We start from the raw sequence: 25796 nt of genomic DNA, 5'->3' as shown, positions 1-25796 counted from the left end.
ATTAACTTAATGTATTTAAAGATAAAATTGCTGTTATCTAATTTATTATGAATATTCACAATACACTTATTTATACGCGTGAGCACCAATGGATTAAATCTATTGGGGACGCTACTTATGAAATTGGCATTACCGATTACGCACAAAATCTTTTAGGTGATATTGTTTTTGTAGAACTACCAGAATTACAAAGTCAAATCTTAAGAGGCATTGCCTTTGGTGTGATTGAATCAGTCAAAACTGCTTCTGATTTAATAGGCCCACTTAATGGTGTGATGATGGAGATTAATCCTAATATTCAAAAATCTCCAGAAATAATTAACGACAAGCCTCATGAAACTTGGATTTGTAAAATATCATCTCAAGATGACATAAACAACAAAGAGCTTTTTTTAGATGCTATTCAATACGCTGAACTTACTCGCTAATTAAATTTCTTTTGTAGCATCAATGAGCTTAATCTCATAACCGCGATCGCGATAAAACTTTAAACGATCTCTTGCTTTTTTCTTATCTTCTTCATCGTTAGATACAATCTCAATAAGTCTCAAGTACCTTGAAAAAAAAGATGAAATATCTGGCTTTAAATTAACCAGAAAGTCATCACTTAAAGGTTTATGTTCCCAATCGATATGAACAGACGTCCTTTTTTCGTGATTAACTATCGTATGTGGCAGGAATGAAGTAAGTGAGGCTGTATAAAGAAAATCGCTTAATAACTCTGCGGCATTTAAATCGCTTACTGATATATGTATTTTTCTTTTTCGAAAAATCTCTTTTTCTAAGATTTCGTGAATTTTATTAAATTTATTTTCTACATTAAAATAAAAATCTATATAAGTCATGTAGGTTTAATATATTTTATTTAAAATATATTGAGTTAATAATCCAACTGGCCTTCCTGTGGCTCCTTTAGCTTTTCCGGATTTCCATGCAGTACCTGCGATATCCAGATGAGCCCATTTATATTTTTTTGCAAATCTAGATAAGAAACAAGCCGCAGTAATGCTACCTCCTGCTCTTCCCCCAATATTAGCCATATCAGCAAAGTTACTATCCAGTTGTGATTGATAGTCTTCCCACAACGGCATACGCCATGCACGATCCATAGATATTTGGCCTGCTGATTCAAGATCTTTTGCTAACTTATCGTCATTGCTATACAAGCCGGAAGCATGATGTCCAAGAGCGATCACACATGCCCCAGTGAGCGTTGCAATATCAATTACGACCTCTGGATTAAATCTCTCTGCGAAAGTTAATGCATCGCATAAGATCAATCTTCCTTCAGCGTCAGTATTTAATACTTCAATTGTTTGGCCTGACATACTGGTTAAAATATCTCCGGGTTTCAAAGCTAAACCATCAGGTAAATTCTCACACGTTGGAATTATTCCGATAACATTCATGGGGAGATTTAATAAGCCAATTGTCTTAAAGGTGCCAAGAACGCTTGCTGCTCCGCACATATCATATTTCATTTCATCCATATCACCTGCAGGTTTAATTGATATCCCACCCGCATCGAAGGTAATCCCCTTACCTACTAAAACAATAGGCTTTTGTGTTTTTTTACCTTTATTATGCTGAAGCACAATAAATTTTGGTGGCTGTCTGCTACCTTTAGCAACACCAAGAAAAGAACCCATTTTTAATTTTTCAATTTGTTTTTGATCCAAAACATCAATCTTCATGCCATGTTCTTTTCCAATTTCCTGGGCTTTTTTACCCAAATAAGTTGGTGTACATATATTTGGGGGGAGATTGCCAAGTGTTTTTGTAAGTTCAATACCTTTTGCTAATGCAAATGATTTCTTTAACGCTCCCTCGGCGATTTTTTGATTTTTCTTATCTACATTAACCAGAAAATCAAAAGTTTTTTTAGTTTTTTTATTGATTGTTTTGAGCTCGGCGAATTCATAACTGGCGTCCATAACTTCATTTATAAAGTGCTCAACATTCCAAGCAATATCACTTCCTATAACTGGAGCAATTTGTATGTAAGATGCAATTGTTTTAACGTCCATTTTCTTAAGAGCATCAATCATAGCCCTGACTGCGGCAAGGTATTTTTTTCCATCCAGCTCTTTTTCTTTGCCTAGACCTATTAAAAGAATTTTTGGGATTTTTGTCCCAGGAGCATTATATAAAATAAGAGAAGAACCGGCCTTGCCACTCAAATCCCCATGTTTCAAAATAGAAGCAATATAACTAATTGTGGATGCGCTTAAAATTGATTTATCAGATGCAACTTTAAGTGAGTCGTAAACTCCGAGAACTAATACATCTGAGCGTTGTTTCTCCAGGGGGTCTGTTTTTATGCTAAATTTCATATATATTCCTTAAATATTCTCGAATTTTATAAAACGGGAAAAATCAATGCTATTTAAAACTTCGTTAAAAAAAGAACTGCTTGTTAATTCAATTACGGCTCTTTTAATACTTATAAGTATCGTGATGGCCCAAAGAATTACATTTTATCTTAGATATGCAGCTAAGGGCGCTATCCCCAATGATTCAGTCATAACAATTCTAGGGCTTAATCTTATCAAATATTCGCCCCTTTTGTTGTCTCTATCTATTTTCTTGGCAGTCCTTCTTACCCTTTCTCGATGGTATCGTGACCACGAAATGATTATCTGGCTTAGCTCGGGTTTGAGTCTTGCAAAAATTATTAAGCCTATTGCTTCTTTTACTCTGCCGGCTATATTTATGGTGGCATTTCTCTCGCTTTTTTTAAACCCTTGGGCGGTAAGAACAGCCGATCAATTTAAGAGTCAATTAAAAAGTCGTGATGAATTATCAAGGCTTAATCCAGGGACATTTAAAGAGTCAAAAAGTTTAGATCGTGTATTTTATATTGAAAGCTTTGATGAATTAGGGAGTTCTGTAAAAAACATTTTTGTTCAAACAAAGCGCAATAATAAATTGGGTGTTGTGATTGCTAGCAACGGTCATCGAGAAATTTCAAACAAAGGTGATAACTATATTATTTTACAAAAGGGCCGAAGGTACGAGGGCATTCCAAATACAAAAGAGTTCTCTACTACGGAATTTGACCAATATGGCATATTGACAGCCCAACAACCTGTTGAGCCCTTCATAGAAACTGTTGATAGCAAAAAACTTTCTGATGTAATTAAATCAAAGACTCTGGCCGACCAATTAGAACTTCAATGGAGGATTGCATCACCTATATCATGCATTCTATTAGTTTTCTTAGCTATTCCTTTAAGCTTTACTAATCCTCGCGCAGGAAGATCTCTTAATATTATTTTTGCTGTCTTAATTTTTATTATTTACAATAATCTTTTAGCTATTATGAATACATTCATCGCTCTAAAAAAAGTAAGTGTGACCATTGGTTTTTGGCCAATTCATCTTATTTTTTTATTCGCAGCGATTTACTTTACTTATAAACGATCGATCAATCAGCCGCTATTTAATCTAAAAAGTATCTTAAATACAAAATGAAAATTTTGTATCGGTATCTTAATTTAGAACTTGCTATACCAATTTTATGGATCATGATTGGTCTCATAGGAATATTTTCTTTTTTTGATTTCATTCAAGAAATAAATGATTTCGGCAAAGGAACATATAACTTGCTTAGTATTTTTAGTTATGTTGTTCTTAGTATTCCAGGACATGTTTATGAAATCGTACCTATCGCGGTCCTCATTGGATCTATGTATGCAATCGGACAGCTTTCTGGAAATTCTGAATTAACTGTTATACGCTCAAGTGGATACTCAATAAAGCACATAGCATTTACGCTCTCATTTACAGGGCTATTTTTTACTATATTTACATTTGCAGTGGGAGATCTTGTAACTCCCCTTACAGAGAAAAAAGCTCAAGAAATAAGAGTCACAGCCAAAGAATCTATTGTGACTCAAGAATTTAGATCTGGTTTGTGGATTAAAGATAGTAATAGCTTTATTAATGTTGAGCATGTTTTTCCAGACTCAAGCCTATCAAATATACATATATACGAATTCGATAATAATTTTCATTTAAGAACAATTACAAATGCTAAAAAAGCTAACTTTAAAGAATCTGAATGGAAACTTGAGGATGTGGATCAAACAATTTTTAATCAAGATAAGATTTCTACAAATTCACTCAAAAGTGCAAATTGGAAATCACTTATAAAACCTGAAATGATGAATGTTCTTCTTGTCTCTCCGGAAAAAATGTCATCTCTGGGCCTTATCCATTTCATTAAATATTTGAAAAATAATAGGCAAAAAGTTACTAGGTATGAAATTGCTTTATGGGAAAAATTAATTTATCCGCTAGCGTCTATTGCAATGGTATTGTTTGCAATACCATTCGGATTTTTTCAAGAACGCTCTGGTGGTAAAAATGTAAAAATATTTCTAGGCATTCTATTTGGTATTTTCTACCAGATTATGAACTCAGGATTTAGATATATCGGCCTTCTTAATGACTGGCACCCACTTTCCTGTGCAGCAATTCCTACGCTTATCTTTTTTTCAATCGGTGTGATGATGATTTATAAAACTGAACATCAATAAAATAATTATTTAAAATTTGATCGTGAAGATACAAATGTTTCTTATTAGTAAGTGCCCATAAGAAACCTATACCTCCCATAAGCACGCCCAAGGTTGCATAAATATAACGTTTCCATGCTAATTTTTGATTAAGGGTTCCGCTCCTAGATACTATTTTTAATTTCCATGCTCTCATTGCGAGAGTCTGGCCCGATTTAGTCCAGCAATAGGTTAAATAAATTCCTGAGATAAACCATAAGTAAATCTGAAATATTGGCTTACGATATGCGCCAAAAAATTCATCAAAGAAATATATAAAAATAAACCCTGTCACCATCCATATAGGTACTAGAGCAAATAATTCATATATTAAAGAACTATAAACTCGGATAAGCGACGGATTATCTTTATTCACAAATAAAAACTAAATCAATGAAGTGCAAAATATAGATATGTAAAATAAAAAATACCGTTTATACCTAAATGCCAAATTTTGATACTAGATTTTTGAATGAGGATTCTGATCCATAAAGAAGAAAGAAGTGTTATAAAAATACATAAATAAACTTCTTTTCTTGGCTCCCATGGCGTTAGAAGTATGCCAATTGCGGGAAGAAGTGTTCCCTGAAATACCATCGCGCCAGTTATATTGCCAAAAGCAAGCGTATCTTTACCTTTGCGAATCCAAAAAATACTATTTACTTTTTCAGGGAGCTCAGTCGCTATTGGAATAATTAACATTGACAAAATAAGTGCTGAAATTCCTAAAATAGATGAAGTCTCTTCAATACCAGAAATAAATCCTTTTGCTCCAAATACCAACAGAGCTAAGCCAATAAGTAATTGAATGGAAATAATCAAATAATTATTTGGAAGACCAATTCTTTCCATAAACATAGGATTTGATGCTTCAGTCGCATGGCCTTCATTAACAAGTTTTTTTGATGCTCTAATAGTCATTAAAATGTAAATAAAATATGAAAAAACCATTAAAAATGCTATTAAGCCTCTAGTAAGCTCCGACGTGTGTGGAATAAATAAAGCTATTCCAGCAAAGATAAATGAGCATATAAAAAAATCTAAGTCCCTAATCAATCCGGTTTTTTCAGGTTTTAAATGCCCTCCAAATCCTCTATGCCCAATGACAGAGATAGCCATAATAAACATTGTTAAAGTAGAGAGCATGAGAGGGGCACCTAAAATTGCTCCAACTCCAACCTGGTGGTTAGTTTCCTTATCTCCATGAGAAGACAAAAGTGCTAATAGCGGGACTAATGTCTCTGGAAGTGCAGTTCCTATAGCTGCAAAAATTGATCCTGTGACGCCCTCTGAAATTTTTAATTTTTCTCCTAAATGTTCAAGTGCATTGGTAAATATCTCAGCTGAGACTAAAATAACTAATAACATAAAAAATAATTCTAAAAAAATCATTTCAATCCTTTAATTTTAAACACGGTTCAAATCAACAATGCTTACATCTTTATTGATAAACGATTCAGGATTTGCAGATCAAGCAAAGGTTATATTATCGCCTAACTTTGACAATCGACCGAATAAGTCTAATATTAATTTGATTGTAATTCATAATATTAGCCTCCCACCCAGAACTTATGGCGACAATAGTATCATTGATTTATTTACAAATAAACTTAACCCTGACGACCACGAATACTTTAAATCTATTTCAAATCTAAAAGTATCATCTCATTTTTTAGTGAGAAGAGATGGTTCACTCATTCAATTTGTGTCATGTTTGGATCGGGCGTGGCACGCAGGTGAATCAACTTGGAATCAAGTTAATAATTGCAATGATTTTTCGATTGGGATTGAACTGGAAGGTAGCGACTATGATATTTTTGAACCTGAGCAATATAAGTGCTTAGAAAAACTTATTCAAAGCATACTCAAAAAATATCCGATTGAATGTATTGTAGGTCACTCTGATATTGCGCCATCACGAAAAACAGACCCAGGTCCTTACTTTGACTGGATAAAAATAGAATCTTATGCTGAAAAATTACGCTATAAACGTTAATCTATTCATTTAATCAGTACGCTCTAAAACTGCTGCAAAAAATCCATCTGTTTTCTGTTTATGCGGAGTCAGTTCCAAAAAAACACCTGTCGAAAGAGATATTTGATTTTTTATCAAAATATCCTTCGCTGAAATTATTTTAAAATTTTTATTTTTCTCTAAAAAACTTTCAACAATGAGGCCATTTTCTCTTTTTAAAAGACTACATGTAGAATAAATTAATCGGCCTTCTTTTTTTACTAGTTTTTTAGCTTCTTCAAGAATAGCTAACTGTTTTAAATTAAGCTCATCCAAGTCCTGAATAGAATTTTTCCATTTCAAATCTGGGTTTCTTCTAAATGTGCCAGTTCCACTGCAAGGAACGTCAGCAAGCACTCGATCAAATTTTCCATGTAACTTTTTTAACTTTGCATCTTTTTCATTTTTAATCTTTTGTGCAAATAAGTTAGATAATCCTGATTTTTTTAGTCGTTTACCTAAATTAATAATTCGTTTTTCAGAAATATCATAAGCATATATACGGCCAGTGTTCTTCATAATTGCCCCAATGGCTAAGCTCTTCCCGCCTGCGCCAGCGCAAAAATCTGCAACCATCATTCCTCTTTTTGCATCTACCAGGAAACTTAATATTTGACTGCTTTCATCTTGAACTTCAATCTTTCCTTCTAAAAATAATCTATTCCGACTTAACGACGTCCCTCGGGCAATTCTGATGCCAGATGGGGAATAGGTCATAACTTCAATATCAGTTGTATCTTTTGCAAGTTCATTAACCAGATCATCTCGACTTATTTTTATTGTATTAACTCGTATATCCAATTTAGCTGGCTCAAGAAAACTTCTAGCTAGAAGTATTGCCTCATCTATACCATATTGTTCAACTAATAAATCCCAAAGCCAGTCGGGTAAACTTAATTTTTCTGGCCATGTATATCCTTCTGTATCTTTTGATTTTAATGATTTGGCCCATTCAACTTCTTCTTTACTTAATTCATGCTCCAAATCTCGAATACTTCTTCCTTCAATTTTTATTAGCCAGGCAATAACTAGTTTTTTATAGTTATTTTCATCTCCATTTATTTTCTTTAAAAATCTAAATCTCCGAATCACACCATAGATACATTCAGCAATTTCACCTCTATCTTTCTGTCCCAGTTCGCCATGCTCCCTAAAATAGTTACTCAATTTCATATCCGCAGGGCCATGAAAATCTAATACTTCCCCCAAAATATTTGCACAATGTTGCATTAAATTCAGATTAAGCATATTTATAAACCTAGACTTTCAGTTTCTATTTTTTTTGCGGATTGATCTAAAATACTTCCATCTTTTTCTGTTTTTCTTATTTTGATTGGAAGATACCTATAGTCTTTTGCAAGCCACAAATCAATTCTTTCTTCATTGTTATAATTAAACTTTGCTATATGCATAGTTGCTATCTTATCAACATCAGTCTCGATAATCTCATCTCCAATATAAGCATAATCATAGGGCTTATAAGATTTTCCATTTGTAATATACAGTTTCATTTTTGTTAAAGGGGGCTCAAACATGAATTGATACATAAAGCTCAACATATCTTGTGAGCCTTCCAATATTTCAAACTCATTTACTTTTCCATTCATTGTAGTAATTATTTTTTTAGATTCCCAATCAAATGCTGCTGAATTATCTATCTTGCTGCCGAATTGATAATGGTAATTAAGTGGCTTCAAACCTTCTGAAGTGACTAGCCCGTTGCTTGTTTGTACTAATTTATTCCAATAAAAAAGAGACACAAATCCCCTTGCCTCAACTTCGTTTCTAATACTGTAACGATTATCTTGATCTATTAAATAGGTCGTTTTAGCAGCTCCAATAGGTGAGCCATCCAACCCTCTTCTTACATCATAATCAATAATCACTTTTTTATAGTGGATTTCTTTTTTTTCGTCGCTATTGAGAGTTTGGTTTAAATCATCATGTTCAAGGTTCTGATCTAAATCACCCCCTTTACCCTCTTCTTTTTTAATCGAATTGTTACCTATTTCTTTGTTTTTCTTAATGCTTTTTTTTGAGATGGCTGATATCTTTCGACTTATCGGTTGATCATTCTTCAAAGGAATTTCAAGATGACTTACAATAATAATATTTAGACTATCTGAGTCTTTTAAAAAGAATGGGTTGTATACATCTATACCTCCCAACAAAAAAAGATGGGCTAGAATTGAAACTACAATCGCTAGCAAAAATTTTACGTGGTTACTTTTCAGAAGTTTTTTTGTGTGATTAAAATGCATTTAGATCTATATTCGTCTGCACCAAGTTTTGCTCTAATGTTGAGCCATTTTTTTCCTGATAACGAATACGAATAGGCAGCTTATAAAGCTTATTGCTCAACCATATTTGAGTTTCTGGCTTTCCGTCTTTTTCTGCGATACTTTGAATTGAAGTGGTCTCAAAGCTTGTATTGCCTAACGAAAGTACAGCTTTTTTATCTACAACTCTGAATTGATATTTTTTATATTTCTTGCCTGTGGCAGCCACAAATTCAATTATGGGCTCGTCAAAATTTTCATAATTAAATTGGTATAAGTAACTAATCAAATCTTGTGTTTTATTTTCTATATTTTCTTTTGTTTCACTGCCTTTATACTGAGTAATTAATATTTGATTATCCCAATCAAAATCAACGATTGCATTTTTACTCGCGTTACTTCCTTGATGAACTTCAAATCGTTTTGGCTTTAAGCCTTCAATTGTAATCTTGCCTTCGCTCATCAATACACGATCTCCAAACAGAGCGTATAGACCAACCCCTTTTGTAATGCTCTCAATATGATAGTTACCTAGCTCATCAATCATAAATTTTTCAATGACTGTTCCCAGCGACTCTCCGTTTTGAGTGAGGTCGTACTTCAATTCTAAAATATTGGGGAGTTCTTTTGAAAAAGCTAACGTATTAAATAAAATCAAAAAAACTGCTAGCCACTTTTTGAATGGCAATAATCTTTTCATGTTTAAATTAAATCACCACAGTAGGGTCTTCATTAGCTTCACGTTTCCTAATGATGCCTATTTCGTAAACAGTCTCTTGTGATTCTTCTAAGATTTTCTTTGCGCGAGCCACATCATTTTGATCAATGATAATAGCCATACCTATTCCACAATTAAATGTACGATAAAGTTCTGCACTAGAAATATTCCCTTTGTCTTGTAGCCATGTAAAAAGTTTTGGTAATGGCCAGCTTGATGATTTAATTTCTGCTGTTAAATCTTCGCCTAAAATTCGTGGGATATTTTCTGTAATGCCTCCACCCGTAATATGGGCCATACCCTTAATCTTGACTGTCTCTTTCAGCTTAAGAATAGATTTTACATAAAGCTTAGTGGGCTCCATTACAATATCTCTTAATGTTTTTCCATCAAAGGGTGCTGAAAAATCAGCCTTTTCATTACTAATAATTTTCCTAATCAGCGAATATCCGTTTGAATGAGCTCCGCTAGAAGCAAGGCCAATAACCGCATCGCCAGATCGAATTGTTTTGCCATCGATGATTTCACTTTTTTCTACAACACCTACTGCAAACCCAGCTAGATCATATTCACCTTCAGGATACATACCTGGCATTTCTGCTGTTTCTCCACCCACAAGAGCGCATCCAGACTGAGCGCAGCCCTCAGCAATGCCTTTAATAACTTGCGATGCTGTTTCTACGTCAAGTTTTCCGCATGCAAAATAATCTAGAAAAAATAAGGGTTCAGCGCCTTGAACCAATATATCGTTAACACTCATAGCAACTAAATCAATCCCAACTGTGTCATGTTTGTTTAATTCGAATGCTAATTTAAGTTTTGTACCGACCCCGTCTGTACCCGAAACGAGAACAGGCTCTTTATATTTTTTAGGTACTTCAAATAAAGATCCGAAACCTCCAATACCTCCCAAAACCTCGGCTCTCATAGTTTTTCTTGCAAAAGGCTTGATTCTTTCAACAAGCGCATCTCCAGCCTCAATATCTACCCCTGCATCTCTATAGGTGATGGGTTGATTATCTTTTCTTGTATCATCTTTATTCAAAAGATTAACTCTCTTTCATTAAACATTTGGGTTAGTCGTTATAATTGAAATTTTAACCGAAATATATTTTAAAGATGTGCATAATTAAGGCTATCTTTACTTAAATAAGCTTTCTCATAGATATGAAACAGATGCTATTAGCTCTATCTCCAACCCCAAAACAATCTTTTGAAAATTTTGTGGTTGGTCAAAATATCGAAGTAATTCATACCTTAAAGCAAATCATCTCTCATAAACTACCTATTCAATTCATATATCTTTGGGGTAACGATGGTTCAGGTAAATCACATTTGGCTCAAATTGCATCTGATCATGGATTTGTGATTCATGATGACGTTCATTTACTTAATGACTCAGATCAAATTGAATTATTCAACACATATAATCGATGCAAAGAATCTCATCAGAACATGCTTGTGACTGGACTTTATTCGCCGCTCCAGATGAAATTAAGAGATGATTTAGCCACGAGACTTGCTTGGGGAATAACTTATGAAGTTATAGCTCTCTCAGATGAAGAAAAAAAATTAGCACTTCTAAGACACGCTGATGAAAGAGGTATGAAACTTAACGGCGATATTGTTGACTATTGCTTAAAGCATCTAAAAAGAGATATGCCAAATTTATTTTCTATTTTAGAAGATTTAGATAAATGGTCTTTAAGTTACAAAAGACCTATTACTCTTCCGCTGCTTAAAGAAATTATTGCAGCCAATAAAATTTAATCTTATTGACGAATCAAGTAATCAAAAGCCCCTAAAGAAGCCTTAGCACCCTCGCCCATTGCAATAATAATCTGCTTATAAGGTACGGTGGTTACATCCCCAGCTGCGAATAGCCCTGGTAATGACGATTGGCCATGGCTATCAATAATAATTTCTCCAAACTTAGAAAGATCTACAGTATTTTTTACAAAGTCAGTATTTGGCAATAGTCCAATTTGAATAAAAATACCTTCAAGTGCAATCGTTTTCTTTTCGTTTGTTTTTCGATCAAGATAAATCATGCTATTCACTTTATCAGAGCCAAGAACTTCTAATGTTTGTGCATTTAAAATGACATCAACATTTGACAAACTATAGAGTCTCTTTTGTAAGATATCATCAGCCTTGAGTTCTCCAGCAAATTCAAAAAGCGTGACATGCCCAACGATATTTGCAAGATCAATCGCGGCTTCAACACCAGAGTTTCCTCCACCTATAACTGCAACGTGTTTGCCCTTAAATAAAGGTCCATCGCAATGTGGGCAATAAGCTACACCTTTACCTTTGAATTCTTTTTCGCCAGGAACATTTAACTCTCTCCATCTTGCGCCCGTTGCAACAATGACTGATTTACTTTTAAGCTTTCCGCCATTTTCTAACTCTACTTCAAACAAAGCATTTTCATCATTTTTTTGAATGCTCTTTGCACGCTGTAAATTCATAATATCGACTTCATATTCTTTTACGTGCTCTTCAAGAGCTGAGACTAACTTTGGTCCTTCTGTGGCTTTGACCGAAATAAAATTTTCTATGCCTAAAGTGTCCATAACTTGTCCGCCAAAACGCTCAGACACAATTCCTGTTCGTATGCCTTTTCGAGCGCTATATATAGCAGCTGACGCTCCCGCTGGACCGCCTCCTATAATTAAAATATCGTAAGTTTCTTTTTTAGAAATTTTCTCAGCTTCTTTTAAGCTAGCACTTGAGTCAATCTTATTTACAATTTCATCAAGCTCCATTCTTCCTTGGCCAAAAGGCTCGCCATTAAGAAAGATAGTAGGCACAGCCATAATTTGTTTATCTTCCACTTCCTTCTGAAATAAGGCGCCATCTATCATGGTATGAGAAATATTGGGATTAATAATAGACATTGCATTTAGCGCCTGAACAACATCAGGGCAATTATGGCAACTCAGCGAAATATAAGTTTCGAAATGAAACGTACCTTGTATGTTTTTAATTTGTTCTATTTTTTCGGCATCTAACTTTAATGGATGTCCTCCTGCTTGGAGCAAAGCCAAAACAAATGACGTAAATTCATGCCCCGACGGAATACCTGCAAAAGTTATGCCTGTAGGGTCTATCTCTCGATTGACCTCAAAAGATGGGATTCTTTTGGAAACATCTGTTTCCTTATTTAAAGTTATTTTTTCTGATAAAGAAGTAACTTCCTCTAACATCCCTAACATTTCTTGGGATGAAGTGCTCTCGTTAACATTTGCTAAAAGCTTAATAGGGCTCACAAGTCTAGCCATGTAATCTTGTAATTGATTTCTAATTGTTATGTCGAGAGCCATTTATTTACCTAAGATGTTTATGAAATTCCCAGGCCTATATGGCCTGGGGTTCATTTTTTTGTAATTAGATCTTGCCTACGAGATCTAGAGATGGAGCGATTGTTTTAGCGCCCTCTTGCCATTTAGCTGGACATACTTGGCCTGGATTATTAGCCACATATTGTGCGGCTTTAAGCTTACGTAATGTTTCTTTAACGTCACGAGCTATGGCATTGTCATGCACTTCCATCGTTTTAATTTCGCCCTTTGGATTGATGATAAAAGTACCGCGCAAAGCAAGACCTTCTTCATCAATATGCACTTCAAAAGCGCGTGTTAATTGATGCGTTGGATCACCTATTAATGGAAACTTAGCTTTGCTAACTGCAGGCGATGTTTCATGCCATACCTTATGGGAAAAATGTGTGTCTGTCGTCACAATATAAACTTCTGCGCCTGCTTTTTGAAATTCTGCATAGTGATCAGCAGCATCTTCAACTTCTGTTGGGCAGTTAAATGTAAATGCGGCTGGCATAAAAATTACCACTGACCATTTGCCTTTAAGGCTTGCTTCTGAAACATCAACAAACTTACCGTTATGAAATGCTGTTGCTTTAAACGGTTTTACTTCGGTATTAACTAATGAAGACATCGTCTTCTCCTTCTTTGGTTGGTTTAAAAATGATGATTATAGGTAGGTCAATTTAATATGTAAAATCAATTGTTATTATATATATGATATATATTACTTATCAAAGTAAAATAATATATTTAAGGTCTAGGTAAGACTAAAAATATAATTTTATTTTTTATCTTTGATGTCTTCGAGGCTATTCTCAAATTTCAATTGTTTTAAACGGGACTCCACAATCGATTTTTGATAAAAATTACCATCTTTAGATTTAGCAGCAAACTCCATCTGCTCTATTGCTCTGGGCAAGTTAAATTTACGATAGTAAGCCTCGGACTGAGCTTGATATTGAAGCAATTCTTTTCCTTCTTTTGCATAAGCCTTAGAAAGCAATTCATAGAAATAGCTATCTTCAGGATAGGTATTTAACTTTTCATTAATAAGTCTGATAGATTTTTCAGGTTCATTTGTCATTAGGTAATGTTCTGCTAGTCCGTAAATTAAAGCTCGATAGTTGGGGTATATATTTAGCGCTTTTGAATAATGATTTAATGCTTGGACTGGTTGGTTAGTGGAAACCTCTAGTTTGCAACCAAGCGTTTCAATCAGTGCATTTTTTTTAGTATTCGTTTTTAGCCACTCAACTTCTTGCCGGGCCCTGACAAAGTCACTTTTCCTCATGTAAGCGATTGCCAGCCCATATCGCTCGGATGCTTCATTCATATAACGTTTATCTTTAATGCTTCCTTCAAACTCATCGACCGCAGATTGAGGCGTACCATTTGAAGCTCTCAATTTTGATTTAATAAATATAAAATCAGGGTTATCAGGTATTTGTCTATAACGACTTTCTTTGACTCTATTTGAAATATCGCTTATACGATCAGTTGTAATAGGGTGAGTTCTTAGAAAGCTAGGTGCCGCGCCTTCTGAAAAACGAGAGCCTCTTTGAAGAGTGTTAAAGAATGAAACCATTGATCGACCATCAAAACCCGCGTCAGTCAAAATTTGAAAACCTACCCGGTCTGCTTCTTTTTCATGTTCTCTCGTATAGTCCAATTGTTTTTGAACTCCCATAGCTGAAGCAGCTGTCATTGTGCCAGCTGACAACTGAGGATTGGCTCTGGCGACAAGAAGAGCTAAAGCAATACCTAATACAGTTTTAATTGAATCATTTTTTTGCTGAGCAATCATTCTTGGTAAATGTCTTTGTGTCACGTGAGCAATTTCATGGCCCAATACACTAGCAACCTCTGATTCACTATTTGAAGCTAAAATTAAACCTGTATGAACGCCAATCACACCACCAATCATCGCAAAAGCATTAATTGAAGACTCATTAACTACAAAAAAATTAAACTGTTGTCTTTTGTTCGGGCTATATGCCACTAATCTATCGCCTAAATTTCTCAGATAATCAATCACCTCAATATCCTGAACAATTTCAGGGCTAACTGCTACTTCCTTTAAAATTGCTCTAGCAATAGCCTGTTCTTCTTTCGCGGATATAATGAGTTGAGATGAATCACCCAAATCAGGTAATTCATTAGCAAAAACAGATAGATAACAAAAAAAACTTATTAAAAATGTAATTATAAATTTCATCATTGGTATGATACCTAGATTAATAATCACTTACATCTAAGTTTGAGAAGATAAACTAATTAAATTTATGAAAAAACTAACTCATATTAATCAAAAAGGTGATGCGCAACTTGTAGACATTACTGATAAAGCAATTACCCATCGAAAAGCAATAGCCGAAGGCACAATTCAATTAAACAAAGAAACTTTAAAACTAATTCAAGCTAATTTAATTAAAAAAGGTGATGTTCTTAGCACTGCAAAAATTGCAGGAATTCAAGCAGCAAAAAAAACTTGGGAGCTTATTCCTCTTTGTCATTCAATCAACCTGACTAAAATTGATATAAACTTTAACATTGATAAAAAAAATAATACGATTGTTTGTCAATCATCTTGTGAATGTTTTGCACAAACAGGACTTGAAATGGAAGCCCTCTCAGCCATTAGCATCGCCCTTCTCACCATTTATGACATGGTGAAAGCAGTAGACCGTACGATGGTGATCTCAAATATCCACTTAGTGGAAAAGTCTGGGGGACGCTCTGGACTTTATAAGCGAGAGGTTAAGGCAAAACCTAAGAAAGCGCTTAAAACGAAGAAATAAAAGTGTAATTCCAATCCCGCTCCAATGAAAGAAAATATCTTAATTGTCTTCATTGTAGGGAAATCGAACGTGCCCATATCGAACAATTAATATAGCAATTGCAATGAGCAATATTGATCCTGAAAGAGCAAACATCTTAAGCGCATCAATTTCTTGAATATCTAAAACAAGAAAACGAGCTAACGCAATAATACCAATATACAAAGGATAGCGAACCGGAAGATTTCCTGATCCTAAGTAATGATTTAACATTGATATAACTTCTAAGTACAAGAAGAGCATCAATAAATCACCTACCGCAATAGCTCCCGCCTCCCAAATATGCAATATTTCGTGTAATACAGCAAAAATAGTTGAAACAGCAATTACTATTAAAACAACCTGTCCAACTAAAGTAAGACTTTGCTGAGTGAGTTTGCTAAACTTATTTGGTTTCATTTAAGCTAAATTTAAAGTGAATAATGAATTTAATTATAACCAATACTAGATCTTTTTCTATACATTAATTATGCACCCTAAAATTTTACTCTTAGCTCATGACAATAAAATAGGAGACTCTATAATTCTCACTGGGTTATTGAATGCAATTGTTAAGGTCTGGCCGAATGCAGCGATAGGTATTCTTTGTGGTGATACTAATCTTGTTTTATATAAAAATCATCCTAATGTGAAATGGCTTCATGTAAGCCCTAGTCGCAGCATTTTGATTCGAGCATATACAAGTCTCATAGCGAGATTTAAAAAATATGATTATCTTGTTTATTTTGGACTAGATGTTAATAAATCATCATTTAAAAAAATATCTAGTCTAATTAATGCAAAACAAAGAATACTATTTGCAAATCCTATAATAAAGAATACCTCTGATATTGTTTTAGAAGGCCCCTGGTCTAACTGCCACATATCTAATAGACATTTTACTTTCCTTCGCTGGATTGGAAGTAAGATAAAACATTATCATTACGATATTAAGCTGAATAAAAATACCGAGCGGATCGCTAAAAATGAATTGGGCAAGTCTGAGCTTAGCAAAAATATTATTATTAACGGTCGGGGGAGTTCAAAAGATAAATGCTTATCTGATGAATGGATTAGCCAATTAATTATTAGCCTAAGAAAATATTATCCAAAACATCAATTTTTGATATTAAGCACCAGTAAAAAAAATGAATTAAGTCTTTCAGACAAATATTCTAAAATTGATGGGAACCTAAAAATTGTTCCTTATAAAGATTCTATCGATTCAAATCTTGCCGTTATTAAACATGTTGATGCTGTTATCACAACCGATACATATGCTGTCCATGCAGCAGTTGCTTGGAATATACCAGTCTTGGCTTTATATTCAATTAACGCTATCAGAGATAATCATCATGTGATATTTGGGCCAAAATCTGAAAGATACATTCAGATCATTCCTCCAAAAAAAGGGATTGAAGCTATTAGCATTAAAGAAACGGTAAATGCTTTCAAAAGACTGATGAAGAAGAAGAAAATCCAGGAATGCAAATATTTTTAATTTTTTTTTAAAATCTAATCATCAATTCATTTCTTCTCAGAAATGGGAGAGTCCAAGGCGGATTATAGCGAGCTAGTATTACAGGGCCTTTTGGATCTAAGTTTCTTTTTTTCATTTCTTCATAAAGTAAACTTAACATCTCGACATATTTTTTCTCTCGTACCAAACCAGAGAATGAAATAACTGCAAATTTTTCTGCAGGAATTTCGATAATCTTAACTTCTGAATTATTAGGAACAGGAAGAGTCTCTTTTGTATATTGCTTCGGCATATTAAAGCTAACATACCATCCCTTTTCTGTTTCTTCAGAAATAACTGGTGCTGTCATTTCTATCTTTTCAGAAGCATCGCGCGTAACTACCGGCGCTGTCATTTCAATCTTTTTTGACCCTTCATTTGTTTTATTATTTCCAAAAATAAAATCGGCTAGCAAACGAAATCCTTTGCTCGATGCGCTATCAAATGTTCCATTAACAAGAACCTGAGCTATTAATTTAGGCTGGTACTCTCTAATTTCAAATGCATCTTTTTTTTCAATGCTGATAAATTCTGGTTCTTCAATCGCCATAGCATTAAAGCTTGTGATGAATAGAAGTACAATTGTAAAAATATTTAATCGCATAGCACCTATCCATTTAAAGTTATTAAATCACTAATTATTCTTGCTGCTTTTGGGGCCATCGTCAACCCATAACGATAGTGACCGACATTTAAGTATACATTATTGTATTTATGATGCTTTTCTATCATGGGCACATTATCTAGGGAGCCTGGCCTCAGACCACTCCATTGATTTTCTATTTTGTAGTTTTTTAAAATAGGCATTAAAGATTCGGCTTTCTGCTGAAGAGAATTTCTAGCCTCTTCTGTAATGCCTTTATCAAAACCAACGTCTTCTTTTGTACTTCCTCCAAGAACAACGCCATCCTGTCTTTGCACCAAATAGAAATCATCTTTATAAAGGATGTATGGCAATCTTTCTTTAATAGCAGGATATTGAATAAGCTGCCCTCTGATAGGTCGAATTTTTGGCATCTCAATTTCATTTAAAACGTTTGAGCTCCATGCCCCAGATGCCACAACATAACAATCTGCTTCCAAATTAATATTTTTTTCGATTTGAAGATGGCGAATAAAATTATTTGAATCAGAAATTGGGCTAACTTTTTGATGCTCCATTATCACGACATTATTTTTAATTAAGTATTTTTTTAAGGCTTTTAATAAGCGGGGATTTCTAATTTGGGCAACATGCGGCAAAAGCAAGCATGATGTTTTTTCTATTTGAATTTGTTTAATTTCAATAGAATTTTTTTGACACCAATTCATCGCGAGATCTTTATCATGCTCGTCGAATATCAACATTCCTGACTCAGCCCATTCAGGGTCAATGCCTGTATCTTTTTTTAAAATTTCAGAAAGTTGATGATAAAAATCAGCACTTCCAAAACAAAGATCATTGACGCTATCTTGGTAGTTCCAAGGTAATAAAGGGGAGAGAATGCCAGCCCCAGCCCACGAAGCTTCCTGGCCTATGGCAGTCTGATCAATTAAAGTAACTTCATATCCTTCTTTAATAAGAAAGAATGAAGTTATACATCCCACGATACCGCCGCCAATGACAGCAACTTTTTTTGTCATACTTTATTTGCCAGTCAGAACGTATTTTTCTAAAGCGTTAAGTTTATTTGCAACACCTAACACAACAAGAACATCCCCTGAAGATAAAACAATGTCGTCTCTAGGCTCTATATCTTCTAACATATTAGGACGCCTCAAATACTTAAGCTCTACATTAAGCATGGCGAATGGAATTTGATTAAGTTTCCATGAATGAATATGAGATTCCTTTGTAATTTCAATCGCATGAAGTCTCAGTTGTGGCTCTGTCACTTCAGCTTCTGCGTCTGAGATACCGGCAAAATAACCTCTAAACATTTTATAACGCTCTTCTCTAAAAGACCGGATACGCTTTACGACTCGATTTAAAGGAACACCTAAAACAACTAACGCATGGGAGGCTAACATTAAACTACCCTCTAAAATTTCTGGTACAACTTCACTGGCTCCTGCATTTCTAATCTCATCCATATGTGTGTCATCGAGCGTCCTTACAATGACTGGTATATTTTTATATGTATCTTGAATCACATGAAGCACTTTCATAGTGGCCCTAAAGTCAGCATAACTAATCACAAGTGCTTTAGCTGTTTTAATCCCTGCAGCGTCTAAAACAACTCTTCTACTTGCATCGCCATACATCACATGCTCTCCACCAGCTGATGCATCACTCACTCGCGTTGGGTCGATATCAATCGCAATAAAAGGAATATTCTCTTCTTTCAAAAATCGCCCTAAATACTGCCCACTTCTTCCATAACCGCACAAAATTACATGGTCTTTTAAAGTGCGGCCTACCGATTGGATCGCCTCAACTGTGTCAGAACTATTACGGTTATAGCTTTTTGATAGATAACGCGCTATACGGCCGTTATACTGAATAATAAATGGGGCTAAAATCATTGAAAGTAATGAAGCAGCTAGAATAATTTGGAAAGCATGGGCTCCTATGACATGCTCTTCTCTGGCAAGGGCTAATATCACAAAACTAAACTCTCCTGCTTGGGCCAATATAAGCCCCGTTCTTATACCTACCCCAATTTCATAATTAAACAATCGCGCAAGGGCCATAATCACAAACGCTTTGAATAAAATAAATCCTAAAGTAACTAAAGTGATAAAACCGATATTCGAAGCTACTTGGTGAAGATTTAGCAGCATACCAATGCTTATAAAGAAGAGTCCTAATAAAATATCTCTAAAGGCTGCAATGTCTGATTCAACTTGATAACGATAGCGAGTTTCAGAAATGAGCATGCCAGCCATAAATGCTCCAATACCATAAGATAATCCAGCCATTTTTGTAGCGAAAGAAAAAAGAAGGGTAATCATCAAGACATTCAAAATGAATAATTCACGTGACCTATGGTTTGCTACCAAAGCAAACCAAGAGTTCATTAAAGGTCTACCGAATTTAAAAAGAATAGAAAGTAAAAAAATGGCCTTTAAAAGTGCCATTAAAAAAATAGTCCCAATATCACCTGATGAAGCCCCAAGCGCTGGGATCAATATTAAGATTGGAATAACAGCTATATCTTGAAAGAGCAGAATACCAATGGCCAATCGACCATGTCTTGAATTTAAATCAACGCGCTCCATTAAAATTTTTGAGACAATTGCTGTTGATGACATAGTAATTGCACTGCCGATTACGAATGCTGAAGTTAAATGAAGTCCTAACCACCAGGCAAGACTAATAGAAGCAAATAAAGTAATAAGTACCTGTGCACCCCCTAAGCCAAACAAGATACGTCGCATGGAATAAAGTTTAGGCAAGCTAAACTCAAGGCCAATACTGAACATCAAAAATACAATACCAAACTCAGCAACATGGCGACTAGACTCAGAATCAGGCAGAACACCAATCAAATGAGGCCCTAAAATTAATCCCACAACAAAATAGGCAATCATCGCGGGTAATTTTAAATATCGGAATAGTCCAACTAGTAAAACTGAGCTTACAAGTAAAATCAGGACCAGGGGAAGAGAGTCAAACATTCATTTATCCAATATTAATCAATAATTTTTAGGCTTAAAGCATATATAAACCCTTTTACACGAGTATCTATTACCCTCTACAATGTCATTATGACTAAGACATCATCAAAAAATACTCTTGAACGCGCTCGCCAAGTTCTTGAAATTGAAGCACAAGAAATTTTATCTTTAGCGAATAGACTTGATGATCATTTCGTCAACGCGGTTCAGCTCATTTTACATTGCGATGGCAGAGTTGTGGTAAGTGGAATGGGCAAATCGGGGCATATCGGAAGAAAACTAGCTTCTACTTTCGCAAGTACAGGCACGCCAAGCTTTTTTATGCATCCTGCAGAAGCTAGCCATGGTGATTTAGGCATGATTACATCTAATGATGTAGTTATTTTTCTATCAAATTCTGGTAAAAGTGATGAGCTTTTATCTATCCTGCCTGTCATTAAAAGAATCGGTGCAAAAATTATTTCAATTACAGGCAATACTGATTCTGAGCTTGCTAGAGAATCCGAAATTCATTTAAGCGCTCATGTGTCTCAAGAAGCTTGTCCTTTAGGGCTTTCCCCTACCGCTAGCTCCACAGCATCCCTTGCGTTAGGAGATGCTTTAGCAATTTGTGTTCTTGATCAAAGAGCTTTTACCGCTGAAGATTTTGCCCGATCACATCCAGGTGGCAGTTTAGGCAAAAGACAAGTTGTTCGGGTAAAAGATATTATGAGAGAAATCGATAAAGCGCCTTCAATCAAAGAAGATGCATTACTTTCTGATGCGATACTTGAGATATCTCTTAAGGGCTTAGGCTTTACAGCGATTGTAAATGCTCAATCCGAACCCATAGGTATATTTACTGACGGTGATTTAAGAAGACAGCTTTCTAAAAAAGTAGATTATGAAAAACAGTCTATTAAAGAAATTATGAACAAAAACCCTAAGACAATATTTGATGATCAAATCATTATTGATGCAATCAACTTAATGGATCTCAATAAAATTAATGGCATTCTTGTAGTGAACAGAGAGAATAAATTAGTAGGGGCTTTTAATATGCACGACCTCTTTAAAGCGAAAGTCATTTAATGAATTCAAACCTAAAAGAGCGTGCGCAAAAAATCAAACTCGTTATTTTTGATGTTGATGGTGTTATGACGGATGGTTCTCTATTTATTGGGGATGATGGTCAAGAATACAAAATGTTCAATACTCAAGATGGTTTAGGTATGCGATTACTAAAAAAAAGTGGGGTTAAGCTTGCAATTATTACTGGCCGGAATTCAAATAGCGTTCTTATTCGCGCTGAAAATTTAGAGGTAGATTACTTTTACCAAGGCATTGCAGATAAAAAAGAAGCATTTGCTGACCTCGTTCAAAAGACAGGATTAAAGCCTGAAGAATGCGCATTTATGGGAGATGATATTGTAGATTTGCCTCCTATGTTGCAATCAGGTTTGGCTATTACTGTTCCTGCAGGGCACGATGAAGTTAAAAAAATTGCGCATCTTGTTACAGAAAAGATTGCTGGTTATGGCGCCGTTCGTGAGGCTTGTGATTTTATTATGAAGGCTCAAGGCACTTATGATGAAATCGTAGCACCTTACTTTAAATGATCAATCGCTTCTCTGTTTTATTTCCTATTTTTTTTGCTGCAATCTTAGCTTTTATTTCTTACTGGGTTCAAGTTTCTGTTGAAAATGAAAGTGAAAAAAGGGGAAATAAACTAAGCAACAGCCCCGATTATTTTTTAACAAATTTCAAAACAATACAAACTGAATCAAATGGATCTATTCATTTCATTTTATCTGCAAATGAAATGACACATTTTGCTCAAGATGATACGACGCGGCTTAAAAAACCTCTTTTTATTAGATATAAAAATAATCTACCTAGCTCAAAAATTGAAGGTGGAATTGGTCTTGTTTCGACCGACGGTGAAGAAGTACAAATTATTGATAATGTAAAAGTGGTCCGTCTCGAGTCTGAAACAAAACCAAAAATGGAGCTCTTTACAGATCAGTTGACTGTATTGCCAAATAAAGACCAAGCATTTACAAAAAGGCCTGTTCGCATTACTCAAGATCCCAAAACAGTCGTTAATGCAATTGGTATGAATTATGACAAAAAGAATGGAATAATGACGTTATTAGGTAAAGTTCGTGTGCATTATGAAAAGCCTGTTAAAAAAACAAATTTAAACGTTAATCCAATTATTCAAAATAAGAATCTAAAAAAATAATGTGCTTATCTTTTTTAAAAGTATCGTCACTGAAAACTATCTTTGCTAGCTTATGCATCATTACCATCAGCTCGTCTTACGTTTTTGCAGAAAAGGCAGACCGAGATAAGCCTATCGAGCTTGAATCTGACACAATGACTTCTGATGACTCAAAGAATACAAGTGTATATTCTGGCAATGTCATTTTGACGCAAGGTACACTTCTTATTAAAGCTGATGAACTTACCATCCGAGAAGACAATCAAGGCTTTCAACATAGTACAAGTGTCGGCAATCCCACAACTTTTAAACAAAAACAAGAAGGTAAAAATGAATATATTGAAGGAAGCGCCCAGAGAATTGAATATGATGGCCGCATGGACAAAGTTCATTTATATAGTAAAGCGTGGGTAAAAAAAGGTGGGGATGTCGTTCAAGGTGATTACATCATGTACGACGCAAATGCTGAATTTGCAAAAGCAATGTCAGGTAACACTAAAAATAAAGCGGGCGAGACTGTGCCGGGCGGCAGAACGCGTGCAATTATTCAACCCAAGAAAAAAATACAGGAATAATAAGTCGCTATGAGTGAATTAGTCATTGAAAACCTTAAAAAAACTTTTAAAAAAAGAACTGTCGTTCAAGATGTATCTTTAACTATCAAAAGTGGTGAAATTGTAGGATTGCTGGGTCCCAATGGTGCTGGGAAAACAACAAGTTTTTATATGATTGTAGGACTTATCCCGACTGATCGAGGACGCATCTCGCTCGATGGTGCAAATATATCCATAATGCCCATTCATAGTCGAGCAAAATTAGGTCTCTCTTACCTTCCTCAAGAGCCTTCGATCTTTAGAAAAATGACAGTGGCTGAAAATATTTTAGCCATTTTAGAATTGCAAGAGTTAACGCGTGAAAAAATGAATGTAAGGCTTGAAGGGCTTCTTCAAGAATTAGGTATTAGTCATATTAGAAATAGTCCTGCAATTAGCCTTTCCGGTGGCGAAAGACGTCGCGTTGAAATTGCTAGATGCCTTGCTTCTGATCCCACATTTATTCTATTGGATGAACCTTTTGCAGGTATTGATCCGATCGCGGTCATTGATATTCAAAAAATCATTAAATATCTTGCTAAACAACAAATTGGGATTCTTATAACAGATCATAATGTTCGTGAAACTTTAGGCATTTGTGATCGCGCGTATATTGTAAATCAAGGGAAAATTCTCGCATCCGGCCTACCTAAAACTCTTGTTAACGATCAAAATGTCAAAGATGTTTATTTGGGCAAGGACTTTTATCTATAACTATTTAAATTAGCGCTATTTAGGCGATGAAACAAAATCTTCAATTTAAAGCGTCCCAGAACCTATCGCTTACCCCTCAACTCCAACAGTCCATTAAGCTTCTTCAGATGTCATCGGTAGAGCTTAATCAAGAACTTGAAATCCTTATTCAGCAGAACCCTTTAATTGAAATGCTTGAGGAAGACGAGGAAGATAGTAAAGATATTGTAGGAATTCCTCAGGAAGAAACTTCATTCGAAATTTTAAACGATCAAGAAATCCAGGAGCCCATTTATGAGCACGAAATCAATTGGGGTGACGAATATGCAAAAGATAATAATTATGCCGATTCAAATGATTATCGAGAGTCTGCGACACAAACTCTAAAACAATACCTTGAAGATATTTTTCATTTACTTCCAATTAGTGAAAAAGATCAAGCAATTATTTCTCTTCTAATAGATTCAATCAATGAAGATGGTTATTTAGAAGAGTGCCTTGATTACTTTTTAGCAAGCATTCCAAAGGAGTATGAGGTAAATATTGAAGAAATAGAATCTTTATTGAAATTACTTCAAAAACAAGCGCCTCCTGGAATTGGCGCAAGAGATCTTATTGAATGCTTGACGCTTCAGCTTGAAAGTAAAGAGGAAACTCCGGTTCATACACTTTCTATTAAAGTTATTAAGAATCATCTCAATCTTCTAGCCGCTCGTGACTTTGTTAGGCTTAAAAAAATATTAGGCTGTGAAGATGAATCACTCAGAGAAGTTCAGAAAGTGATTAAAAGTCTCAATCCAAAACCTGGAAATATATTTTCTACTATTGAAAGTCATCACTTCATTCAACATGAAGTTAATGTAAAAAAAGTCAAGGCTAAATGGCAAGTTTCATTAAACGAACAAGCAATTCCAAAGCTCCGCTTAAATCATATTTATCGAGACTTAATGAAAAATTCAGAAGCTGACTCAACCCATCATTTATCTAATCAAATACAAGAAGCAAAATGGATTGTGAAAAATATTCAACAGCGCTTTGTGACAATTCTTAAGGTTTCAGAAGCCATCATGAAACATCAAAAAGATTTTTTAGACTATGGTGAATCAATGATGAAGCCTCTTATTCTAAGAGAAATTGCTGAAGAAGTTGGTCTTCATGAATCCACGATTTCCAGAGTTACATCAAATAAATATATTAATACTCCTCGGGGTATTTATGAGCTCAAATTCTTTTTTGGAAGTTCAATTGATAATAGCTCAGGTAATGAACTTGCATCTACTGCAATTAGGGCTAAAATTAAAGAAGTTATTAAACAAGAAGATCCCAAAAAACCACTTTCAGATAACGAGATTGTTTTATTATTAAAGAATCAGGATATAAATATCGCCCGCAGAACTGTAGCGAAATACAGAGAAATACTAAATATTGCTCCAACCAACCTTAGAAAAATTCTATAACACTAACCTTAAGGAAATA

28 protein-coding genes are annotated in these 25796 nt (G+C 34.8%); 13 read left to right on the top strand and 15 right to left on the bottom strand.

The window, feature by feature from the left end:
• Nucleotides 1-47: 47 nt before the first annotated feature.
• Nucleotides 48-428 (top strand): glycine cleavage system protein GcvH, encoded by a 381-nt coding sequence (gene gcvH / locus FIT79_RS00710; RefSeq protein WP_139875336.1) that lies wholly within the window; start codon nt 48-50, stop codon nt 426-428.
• On the opposite strand, the gene FIT79_RS00705 is transcribed toward gcvH, so the two are convergent.
• Together FIT79_RS00705 and FIT79_RS00700 are read right to left on the bottom strand one after the other, a co-directional pair.
• The gene (locus FIT79_RS00705; RefSeq protein ID WP_139875335.1) at nt 429-845 is read right to left on the bottom strand and encodes a DNA polymerase III subunit chi; all 417 of its coding nucleotides are present in this window, start codon (nt 843-845) and stop codon (nt 429-431) included.
• A 6-nt stretch (nt 846-851) separates the two neighbouring features.
• A complete protein-coding gene (locus tag FIT79_RS00700) occupies nt 852-2333 on the bottom strand; it encodes a leucyl aminopeptidase (RefSeq protein WP_139875334.1) in 1482 nt (493 codons plus the stop codon).
• Nucleotides 2334-2379: 46 nt separating this feature from the next.
• Between FIT79_RS00700 and lptF the strand changes: the two genes are divergently transcribed.
• Entirely contained in the window at nt 2380-3474 is a 1095-nt protein-coding gene (gene lptF / locus FIT79_RS00695; protein ID WP_139875333.1) for an LPS export ABC transporter permease LptF, read from the top strand.
• Nucleotides 3471-4541, top strand: a complete 1071-nt coding sequence (gene lptG, locus FIT79_RS00690) for an LPS export ABC transporter permease LptG (protein WP_139875332.1) — start codon at nt 3471-3473, stop codon at nt 4539-4541. The genes lptF and lptG overlap by 4 nt, the downstream gene beginning before the upstream one ends.
• Here lptG and FIT79_RS00685 read toward each other — a convergent pair.
• Both FIT79_RS00685 and FIT79_RS00680 read right to left on the bottom strand, forming a co-directional pair.
• Nucleotides 4489-4935, bottom strand: a complete 447-nt coding sequence (locus tag FIT79_RS00685) for an RDD family protein (RefSeq protein ID WP_139875331.1) — start codon at nt 4933-4935, stop codon at nt 4489-4491. The two genes, lptG and FIT79_RS00685, sit on opposite strands and share 53 nt — an antisense overlap.
• 14 nt (nt 4936-4949) lie before the next feature.
• Complete coding sequence (locus tag FIT79_RS00680) at nt 4950-5951, bottom strand: sodium:calcium antiporter (RefSeq protein ID WP_139875330.1); 1002 nt, start codon at nt 5949-5951, stop codon at nt 4950-4952.
• Nucleotides 5952-5988: 37 nt separating this feature from the next.
• Here FIT79_RS00680 and ampD point away from each other — a divergent pair, with 37 nt between their 5' ends.
• Complete coding sequence (ampD, locus tag FIT79_RS00675; RefSeq protein ID WP_139875329.1) at nt 5989-6555, top strand: 1,6-anhydro-N-acetylmuramyl-L-alanine amidase AmpD; 567 nt, start codon at nt 5989-5991, stop codon at nt 6553-6555.
• A gap of 9 nt (nt 6556-6564) precedes the next feature.
• On the opposite strand, the gene FIT79_RS00670 is transcribed toward ampD, so the two are convergent.
• From FIT79_RS00670 to purM, 4 genes are read right to left on the bottom strand one after another with little or no spacing between them, the layout of a single operon-like run.
• Nucleotides 6565-7821, bottom strand: a complete 1257-nt coding sequence (locus FIT79_RS00670) for an RsmB/NOP family class I SAM-dependent RNA methyltransferase (RefSeq protein WP_139875328.1) — start codon at nt 7819-7821, stop codon at nt 6565-6567.
• Nucleotides 7822-7823: 2 nt separating this feature from the next.
• Nucleotides 7824-8834: a DUF3108 domain-containing protein gene (locus FIT79_RS00665; RefSeq protein WP_139875327.1), complete on the bottom strand. Its 1011-nt coding sequence runs from the start codon at nt 8832-8834 to the stop codon at nt 7824-7826.
• The gene (locus tag FIT79_RS00660) at nt 8824-9552 is read right to left on the bottom strand and encodes a DUF3108 domain-containing protein (protein WP_139875326.1); all 729 of its coding nucleotides are present in this window, start codon (nt 9550-9552) and stop codon (nt 8824-8826) included. The genes FIT79_RS00665 and FIT79_RS00660 overlap by 11 nt, the downstream gene beginning before the upstream one ends.
• A gap of 7 nt (nt 9553-9559) precedes the next feature.
• The gene (gene purM / locus FIT79_RS00655) at nt 9560-10615 is read right to left on the bottom strand and encodes a phosphoribosylformylglycinamidine cyclo-ligase (protein WP_223259640.1); all 1056 of its coding nucleotides are present in this window, start codon (nt 10613-10615) and stop codon (nt 9560-9562) included.
• A gap of 122 nt (nt 10616-10737) precedes the next feature.
• Here purM and FIT79_RS00650 point away from each other — a divergent pair, with 122 nt between their 5' ends.
• Complete coding sequence (locus FIT79_RS00650; RefSeq protein WP_139875325.1) at nt 10738-11340, top strand: HdaA/DnaA family protein; 603 nt, start codon at nt 10738-10740, stop codon at nt 11338-11340.
• Between the two features lie 2 nt (nt 11341-11342).
• Here the strand turns inward: FIT79_RS00650 and ahpF are convergent, their stop codons facing one another.
• From ahpF to FIT79_RS00635, 3 genes are all read right to left on the bottom strand, one after another.
• The gene (gene ahpF, locus FIT79_RS00645) at nt 11343-12896 is read right to left on the bottom strand and encodes an alkyl hydroperoxide reductase subunit F (RefSeq protein WP_139875324.1); all 1554 of its coding nucleotides are present in this window, start codon (nt 12894-12896) and stop codon (nt 11343-11345) included.
• Between the two features lie 64 nt (nt 12897-12960).
• Nucleotides 12961-13527 carry an alkyl hydroperoxide reductase subunit C gene (ahpC, locus tag FIT79_RS00640; RefSeq protein WP_139866745.1) on the bottom strand — a complete coding sequence of 189 codons (567 nt, stop codon included), beginning with the start codon at nt 13525-13527 and terminating at the stop codon, nt 12961-12963.
• 150 nt (nt 13528-13677) lie between these two features.
• Nucleotides 13678-15114 carry a beta-barrel assembly-enhancing protease gene (locus FIT79_RS00635; protein WP_223259639.1) on the bottom strand — a complete coding sequence of 479 codons (1437 nt, stop codon included), beginning with the start codon at nt 15112-15114 and terminating at the stop codon, nt 13678-13680.
• 64 nt (nt 15115-15178) lie between these two features.
• Between FIT79_RS00635 and moaC the strand changes: the two genes are divergently transcribed.
• Nucleotides 15179-15694, top strand: coding sequence for a cyclic pyranopterin monophosphate synthase MoaC (gene moaC, locus FIT79_RS00630; protein WP_139875323.1), 516 nt, complete (start codon nt 15179-15181; stop codon nt 15692-15694).
• Nucleotides 15695-15733: 39 nt separating this feature from the next.
• Here the strand turns inward: moaC and FIT79_RS00625 are convergent, their stop codons facing one another.
• A complete protein-coding gene (locus FIT79_RS00625) occupies nt 15734-16132 on the bottom strand; it encodes a phosphate-starvation-inducible protein PsiE (protein ID WP_139875322.1) in 399 nt (132 codons plus the stop codon).
• Between the two features lie 70 nt (nt 16133-16202).
• Here FIT79_RS00625 and FIT79_RS00620 point away from each other — a divergent pair, with 70 nt between their 5' ends.
• A complete protein-coding gene (locus FIT79_RS00620) occupies nt 16203-17213 on the top strand; it encodes a glycosyltransferase family 9 protein (protein WP_139875321.1) in 1011 nt (336 codons plus the stop codon).
• A gap of 7 nt (nt 17214-17220) precedes the next feature.
• On the opposite strand, the gene FIT79_RS00615 is transcribed toward FIT79_RS00620, so the two are convergent.
• From FIT79_RS00615 to FIT79_RS00605, 3 genes are read right to left on the bottom strand one after another with little or no spacing between them, the layout of a single operon-like run.
• Nucleotides 17221-17835, bottom strand: coding sequence for an SOUL family heme-binding protein (locus FIT79_RS00615; protein ID WP_139875320.1), 615 nt, complete (start codon nt 17833-17835; stop codon nt 17221-17223).
• Between the two features lie 5 nt (nt 17836-17840).
• Nucleotides 17841-18854 carry an NAD(P)/FAD-dependent oxidoreductase gene (locus tag FIT79_RS00610; RefSeq protein ID WP_139875319.1) on the bottom strand — a complete coding sequence of 338 codons (1014 nt, stop codon included), beginning with the start codon at nt 18852-18854 and terminating at the stop codon, nt 17841-17843.
• Nucleotides 18855-18857: 3 nt separating this feature from the next.
• Nucleotides 18858-20831, bottom strand: coding sequence for a cation:proton antiporter (locus tag FIT79_RS00605; RefSeq protein WP_139875318.1), 1974 nt, complete (start codon nt 20829-20831; stop codon nt 18858-18860).
• A gap of 90 nt (nt 20832-20921) precedes the next feature.
• Between FIT79_RS00605 and FIT79_RS00600 the strand changes: the two genes are divergently transcribed.
• Genes FIT79_RS00600 through rpoN form a run of 6 tightly spaced genes read left to right on the top strand, consistent with a single transcriptional unit; the run spans nt 20922 to nt 25777 of the window.
• Entirely contained in the window at nt 20922-21902 is a 981-nt protein-coding gene (locus FIT79_RS00600; RefSeq protein ID WP_139875317.1) for a KpsF/GutQ family sugar-phosphate isomerase, read from the top strand.
• The gene (locus tag FIT79_RS00595) at nt 21902-22429 is read left to right on the top strand and encodes a KdsC family phosphatase (protein ID WP_139866731.1); all 528 of its coding nucleotides are present in this window, start codon (nt 21902-21904) and stop codon (nt 22427-22429) included. Before FIT79_RS00600 ends, FIT79_RS00595 begins: the two co-directional genes overlap by 1 nt.
• Nucleotides 22426-23055 (top strand): LPS export ABC transporter periplasmic protein LptC, encoded by a 630-nt coding sequence (gene lptC, locus FIT79_RS00590; protein ID WP_139875316.1) that lies wholly within the window; start codon nt 22426-22428, stop codon nt 23053-23055. The genes FIT79_RS00595 and lptC overlap by 4 nt, the downstream gene beginning before the upstream one ends.
• Nucleotides 23055-23609, top strand: coding sequence for a lipopolysaccharide transport periplasmic protein LptA (gene lptA, locus FIT79_RS00585; RefSeq protein ID WP_139875315.1), 555 nt, complete (start codon nt 23055-23057; stop codon nt 23607-23609). Before lptC ends, lptA begins: the two co-directional genes overlap by 1 nt.
• 9 nt (nt 23610-23618) lie before the next feature.
• Complete coding sequence (gene lptB / locus FIT79_RS00580; RefSeq protein ID WP_139875314.1) at nt 23619-24341, top strand: LPS export ABC transporter ATP-binding protein; 723 nt, start codon at nt 23619-23621, stop codon at nt 24339-24341.
• Between the two features lie 26 nt (nt 24342-24367).
• The gene (gene rpoN, locus FIT79_RS00575) at nt 24368-25777 is read left to right on the top strand and encodes an RNA polymerase factor sigma-54 (protein WP_139875313.1); all 1410 of its coding nucleotides are present in this window, start codon (nt 24368-24370) and stop codon (nt 25775-25777) included.
• Nucleotides 25778-25796: the final 19 nt, after the last annotated feature.

This window comes from Candidatus Methylopumilus universalis (genome assembly GCF_006365315.1).
In the GTDB taxonomy this organism is placed as follows: Bacteria; Pseudomonadota; Gammaproteobacteria; order Burkholderiales; family Methylophilaceae; genus Methylopumilus; species Methylopumilus universalis.
Note: the sequence above shows the minus strand (reverse complement) of the source record. Positions and strands in the feature narration are given on the sequence as shown.

Coding starts and splice junctions, on each gene's coding strand:
- FIT79_RS00680 (WP_139875330.1), bottom strand. CDS start 5,951: ATGATTTTTTTAGAATTATTTTTTATGTTATTAGTTATTTTAGTCTCA.
- FIT79_RS00635 (WP_223259639.1), bottom strand. CDS start 15,114: ATGATGAAATTTATAATTACATTTTTAATAAGTTTTTTTTGTTATCTA.
- FIT79_RS00615 (WP_139875320.1), bottom strand. CDS start 17,835: ATGCGATTAAATATTTTTACAATTGTACTTCTATTCATCACAAGCTTT.
- lptG (WP_139875332.1), top strand. CDS start 3,471: ATGAAAATTTTGTATCGGTATCTTAATTTAGAACTTGCTATACCAATT.
- FIT79_RS00620 (WP_139875321.1), top strand. CDS start 16,203: ATGCACCCTAAAATTTTACTCTTAGCTCATGACAATAAAATAGGAGAC.
- rpoN (WP_139875313.1), top strand. CDS start 24,368: ATGAAACAAAATCTTCAATTTAAAGCGTCCCAGAACCTATCGCTTACC.
- gcvH (WP_139875336.1), top strand. CDS start 48: ATGAATATTCACAATACACTTATTTATACGCGTGAGCACCAATGGATT.
- lptA (WP_139875315.1), top strand. CDS start 23,055: ATGTGCTTATCTTTTTTAAAAGTATCGTCACTGAAAACTATCTTTGCT.
- FIT79_RS00605 (WP_139875318.1), bottom strand. CDS start 20,831: ATGTTTGACTCTCTTCCCCTGGTCCTGATTTTACTTGTAAGCTCAGTT.
- lptB (WP_139875314.1), top strand. CDS start 23,619: ATGAGTGAATTAGTCATTGAAAACCTTAAAAAAACTTTTAAAAAAAGA.
- FIT79_RS00600 (WP_139875317.1), top strand. CDS start 20,922: ATGACTAAGACATCATCAAAAAATACTCTTGAACGCGCTCGCCAAGTT.
- FIT79_RS00660 (WP_139875326.1), bottom strand. CDS start 9,552: ATGAAAAGATTATTGCCATTCAAAAAGTGGCTAGCAGTTTTTTTGATT.
- FIT79_RS00595 (WP_139866731.1), top strand. CDS start 21,902: ATGAATTCAAACCTAAAAGAGCGTGCGCAAAAAATCAAACTCGTTATT.
- FIT79_RS00665 (WP_139875327.1), bottom strand. CDS start 8,834: ATGCATTTTAATCACACAAAAAAACTTCTGAAAAGTAACCACGTAAAA.
- ahpF (WP_139875324.1), bottom strand. CDS start 12,896: ATGGCTCTCGACATAACAATTAGAAATCAATTACAAGATTACATGGCT.
- ahpC (WP_139866745.1), bottom strand. CDS start 13,527: ATGTCTTCATTAGTTAATACCGAAGTAAAACCGTTTAAAGCAACAGCA.
- FIT79_RS00610 (WP_139875319.1), bottom strand. CDS start 18,854: ATGACAAAAAAAGTTGCTGTCATTGGCGGCGGTATCGTGGGATGTATA.
- lptF (WP_139875333.1), top strand. CDS start 2,380: ATGCTATTTAAAACTTCGTTAAAAAAAGAACTGCTTGTTAATTCAATT.
- FIT79_RS00705 (WP_139875335.1), bottom strand. CDS start 845: ATGACTTATATAGATTTTTATTTTAATGTAGAAAATAAATTTAATAAA.
- moaC (WP_139875323.1), top strand. CDS start 15,179: ATGAAAAAACTAACTCATATTAATCAAAAAGGTGATGCGCAACTTGTA.
- FIT79_RS00670 (WP_139875328.1), bottom strand. CDS start 7,821: ATGCTTAATCTGAATTTAATGCAACATTGTGCAAATATTTTGGGGGAA.
- lptC (WP_139875316.1), top strand. CDS start 22,426: ATGATCAATCGCTTCTCTGTTTTATTTCCTATTTTTTTTGCTGCAATC.
- FIT79_RS00650 (WP_139875325.1), top strand. CDS start 10,738: ATGAAACAGATGCTATTAGCTCTATCTCCAACCCCAAAACAATCTTTT.
- FIT79_RS00625 (WP_139875322.1), bottom strand. CDS start 16,132: ATGAAACCAAATAAGTTTAGCAAACTCACTCAGCAAAGTCTTACTTTA.
- FIT79_RS00700 (WP_139875334.1), bottom strand. CDS start 2,333: ATGAAATTTAGCATAAAAACAGACCCCCTGGAGAAACAACGCTCAGAT.
- ampD (WP_139875329.1), top strand. CDS start 5,989: ATGCTTACATCTTTATTGATAAACGATTCAGGATTTGCAGATCAAGCA.